This window comes from Nostocoides japonicum T1-X7 (assembly GCF_001046855.1).
In the GTDB taxonomy this organism is placed as follows: Bacteria; Actinomycetota; Actinomycetes; order Actinomycetales; family Dermatophilaceae; genus Nostocoides; species Nostocoides japonicum.
This window is the reverse complement of the sequence record NZ_HF570958.1, coordinates 4362062-4365647: the sequence shown is the minus strand read 5'-3', so window position 1 is coordinate 4365647 and position 3586 is coordinate 4362062. Positions and strand designations below refer to the sequence as shown.

Below are 3586 nucleotides of genomic sequence, written 5' to 3'. Positions count from 1 at the left end.
CCATCGGCTCGGATCGGCGGTCGCCGGACGCGGTGGTTCCGGTCCGTCGGGGACGGGGCGTCCACGGGCCTCGGGCTCCGCTGGTGGACCCGCCGTGGAGCTGCCCGAGCCACGCCGCATCGTGATCGCCCCGGACCCCGTGACACCCGAGCTCGACGTGATTCGCCGGCCCGACGGCGGGCTGTCCCTCGGGGCGACGCTCAGCGGGATCTCGGCCGGGGTGACCGTCCACCCGCTCGGGTCCCCGGTCCACGGCCTCGCCGTCGTCGAGGGCGAAGCGGTGACCCTCACCGGCGTGCAGCCGGTGCTCCCCACCGGCTTCGACGTCATCTTCGAGGGCGCCTCGGTCGTCGTCCCGCCGACCGACGTCGAGCGGTTCCTCGCCTTCTACTACCCCCGCCTGCGCCGCCGGATGCGCGTCGTGTCGCCCGACGGGAGCGTCGACCTGCCCGAGCCCGAGCCGGTGCGCGTCCATCTGCGGGTCGTGCCGCATACCGTCGCGGACATCGAGGTCGTCGCGTCCTACGCCTACCCCGGCGCCGACTCTCCGACCCTCGTCCCCGTCGACGCCCTCGACCGCTGGCAGGACCGTGACGTCGGTGCCGAGCGCGAGGTCCTCGCCCGCGCCGACTCGCTGTCCCTGCTCCCCGGGCTGCGGTGGGCCGAGCGCTCCGGAGGCTTCCGCCTCCAACGCAGCACCCACGTCCGCGGGCTCGACGCGGCGGACTTCGTCCGCGACGTCGTGCCCGCCTGGGAGGCCGACGACGACCTCGTCGTCGCGGTCGACGGCGAGCTCCCCGCATACGAGGAGGCGACGGAGGCGCCGCTCATCGAGTGGCGGGCGGGGCCGCAGGTCCCGGGCTACACCGACAACGACTGGCTCGACCTCCATGTCACGGTGACCGTCGGCGGCGAGGCGGTGCCGTTCGAGCCGCTCCTGCGTGCCCTCGTCGCCGGCGACCGGGTCATGCTCCTCGCGTCGGGCACGTGGTTCTCGCTCGACGACCCCGCCCTCGACCGGCTGCGCCGGCTCATCGAGGAGGCCCGCGAGCTCGGCGACCCGGTCCGCGACGGCGTCCGGGTCAGCCGGTTCCAGGTCGACCTGTTCGCCGACCTCGTCGAGCTCGGTGTCGTCGACCGGGAGAGCCGCGAGTGGGCCGACCGGCTCGTCGCGATCCGCGACGGGGTCACGGTCGCCGATGCCGAGGTCCCGGGCGGCGTCAAGGCGGAGCTGCGGCCCTACCAACGCGAGGGGTACCAATGGCTCGCGACCCTGTGGGACGCCGGTCTCGGGGCGGTGCTCGCCGACGACATGGGGCTCGGCAAGACCCTGCAGACCCTCGCGGTCGTCCAGCGCGCCGCCGACCGGGGCGACCTCGACCGGCCCGTCCTCGTCGTCGCCCCGACCTCGGTCCTCACGACGTGGCGCGACGAGGCCGAGCGGTTCACCCCGGGGCTGCACGCCGTCGTCGTCGGCGAGACCTCACGGCGGCGCAAGCAGTCGCTCGCCGAGGTCGTCGGCACGGCCCAGCTGGTCGTCACCTCCTACGCCGTGTTCCGCATCGACGCGGAGGCCTTCCGGGCGCTGCCCTGGCGGGCGCTGGTCCTCGACGAGGCCCAGGCCGTGAAGAACTCCGCGTCGCAGACCTACCACGCGGCGCGCCGGCTGCCGGCGCCGTTCCGCCTCGTCGTGACGGGCACGCCGCTGGAGAACTCCCTCATGGACCTCTGGTCACTGCTGTCCATCGCGGCGCCCGGGCTGTATCCGCGCCGCGACCGGTTCTCCGAGAACTATCGCAAGCCCGTCGAGACGGGCGCGGAGATCGGTCCGGAGCGGCTCGACCGGCTGCGCCGCCGCATCCGGCCCCTCCTGCTCCGGCGGACCAAGGAAGAGGTGGCCGCGGAGCTGCCGCCCAAGCAGGTGCAGATCCTCCCTGTCGCGCTCCATCCCGTCCATCAGCGCATCTACGACCAGCACCTGCAGCGCGAGCGGCAGCGGCTGCTCGGGCTGCTCGACGACCCGGGAGCCAATCGGGTCGCGATCCTCGCGTCCCTCACCCGGCTGCGCCAGCTGTCGCTCGACCCGAGCCTCGTCGACGACTCGTATGCCGGCCGGGCGGTGTCCGCGAAGGTCACCGAGCTCGTCGACCACCTGCAGGAGCTGCGCCAGGAGGGTCATCGCGCGCTCGTCTTCAGCCAGTTCACCGGGTACCTCCGTCTCGTCGAGCGGCAGCTTCGCGACGCGGGCATCGAGACGTCCTACCTCGACGGGAGCACCCGCAAGCGGGGCGATGTCATCGAGGGTTTCCGGACGGGGAGTCAGACCGCCTTCCTCATCAGCCTCAAGGCGGGCGGGGTCGGGCTCACCCTCACCGAGGCCGACTACGTCTTCGTCCTCGACCCGTGGTGGAACCCCGCGACGGAGGCCCAGGCCATCGACCGGGCGCACCGGATCGGCCAGACCCGGCCCGTCATGGTCTACCGGATGGTCAGCTCGGGGACGATCGAGGACAAGGTCGTCGCCCTCCAGGAGCGCAAGAGGGAGCTGTTCACCCGGGTCGTCGACGGCGGTGAGGCGCTCGGCGGCGCGATCACGCCGGAGGACATCCGGGCGCTGCTCGCCGGCGACGAGGACTGAGGATCGTCGTCCGGGTCGACGAGGAATGAGCATCGCGCCATCCGGCTCGGCTCGGCATGACAGGCTGGCGCCATGGAGTCCGGACCATGGAGCTGAGGCGGATGCGCGTCGCCGTTCCGGTGACAGGCCTGTGGGCGAGCCCCTCGGCGCCCCGCGCCGTCGACGACGCGATCGTCGGCGACGAGCCCTCGCTGCCGGAGTGGCTCGCCGCTCTCGACGCCTCCGGCCCGGATGGGCGGCACGGGCTCCACGACCGCCTCGAGAGCGAGGTCCTCCACGGCGAGGAGGTGCTCGTCGTCAAGCCGGGGGGCTCCTTCCTCGGCCGTGGTGGCCACAAGCATCCCGGGTGGTCGCACGTCTTCTGCCCGGAGCAGCCGAGCGGCAAGGACCCGCACGGCTACCCCGGCTTCGTCCGCACCGCTCATCTCGCGGCGGACGACGAGGAGGGCATCGCATACGACGATGCCCTCGAGGACCCGCCGGAGGCGACTCCGGACGGACTGCTCGACGCCGCGCGGGGATTCACCGGCACCCCGTATCTCTGGGGTGGGCTGACGCGGGAGGGGATCGACTGCTCGGGCCTGGTCCACATGGCGCTGCGCGCACTGGGGGTCCGCGTCCCCCGCGACGCGGCGGACCAGCGCGAGGCGGTGCCGGCGGTCGCCCTGAAGTACGTCCGCCCAGGGGATCTGTACTTCTTCGGCCGCCCCGGGGAGCCGATCCACCACGTCGGCATCGTCACGCAGAAGCGCGCCATGCTCCACGCCCCCGAGGACGGGGTCGTCGTCGAGGAGCCCCTGTCGCAGGAGCGGAGCGCAACCCTCGTCGGCGCGGGACGCGTCTTCTCCTGACGTCTTCTTCACGCCCCCTCTCGGCAGGTGTGGGCTTTCCGTGGTCGGATCCGGAGTCGGACCACGACAACCTCACACCTGCCGCACCGCCGCTCGG

Annotated in this window: 2 protein-coding genes; both read left to right on the top strand. The window is 73.1% G+C overall.

The genetic code is table 11. From position 1 onward, the window contains the following. The first annotated feature begins 94 nt into the window (after window positions 1-94). A complete protein-coding gene (locus BN12_RS19805; protein ID WP_053080125.1) occupies window positions 95-2638 on the top strand; it encodes a DEAD/DEAH box helicase in 2544 nt (847 codons plus the stop codon). An 86-nt stretch (window positions 2639-2724) separates the two neighbouring features. Next, window positions 2725-3489, top strand: coding sequence for a C40 family peptidase (locus tag BN12_RS19800; protein WP_048555196.1), 765 nt, complete (start codon window positions 2725-2727; stop codon window positions 3487-3489). The last annotated feature ends 97 nt before the right edge of the window (window positions 3490-3586 follow it).

Coding starts and splice junctions, on each gene's coding strand:
- BN12_RS19800 (WP_048555196.1), top strand. CDS start 2,725: ATGGAGCTGAGGCGGATGCGCGTCGCCGTTCCGGTGACAGGCCTGTGG.